This is a genomic window from Natrinema soli (assembly GCF_028618695.1).
This window is the reverse complement of sequence record NZ_JAQIVI010000666.1, coordinates 1-599: the sequence shown is the minus strand read 5'-3', so window position 1 is coordinate 599 and position 599 is coordinate 1. Positions and strand designations below refer to the sequence as shown.

General features: G+C 70.5%; 1 pseudogene. It reads right to left on the bottom strand.

The annotated features are described in order from the left end of the window. A pseudogene (locus tag PGX04_RS29645) lies at positions 1-599 on the bottom strand (chromosome segregation ATPase); the annotation flags it as partial.

The following is a 599-nucleotide window of genomic DNA, read 5'->3' as shown; positions in this document are numbered from 1 at the left end:
GAGGTCGCCCGCCAGATCGGCGAGCCGGTCGTCGAGGTCGGCCCGTTCGTCTGCAGCGGTCGACTCGACGTCCGCGAGCGCGTCGTCGGAGTCGTCGACGTCGTCCTCGATCGCTGTGAGCGCGTCCGAGAGCGCCTCGAGTTCGTCGTCGAGGCGATCGATTTCGGCGTCGAGACCGGCGACGGCCGAGTCGCTCGCGTGGCTCTCGCTCTCGGCCGCGAGGTCGGTCAAATCGTCGGCGAACGACTCGAGGCGCTCGTCGAGTTCGTCAACCTCGTCGGCGGCGGCCGTCCGTTCCTCGACGTACTCGAGGTCCTCGGACAGCGCCTCGAGACGCTCGCGGACGGCCCGGACCTCGTCGTCGCGGTTGGCGAGCCGGTCGAACAGCTGGTCGATGGCGTCGTCCTCTCGATCGGAGGCCGCGTCGCCGGCCGCGACCTCGTCGAACGCGAGCTCGGTCTGTTGGGTTCCCTCGACTCCCGCGGTCACGTCGGCGGTGTTCGGGGTTCCGTCAGTCTCGTCGCCGTCTGCGGCGGACTCGGACCAGGTGACCGCATCGTAGGCCTCGACATCGTCTCGAGCGGCGGCGAGTGCGCCCC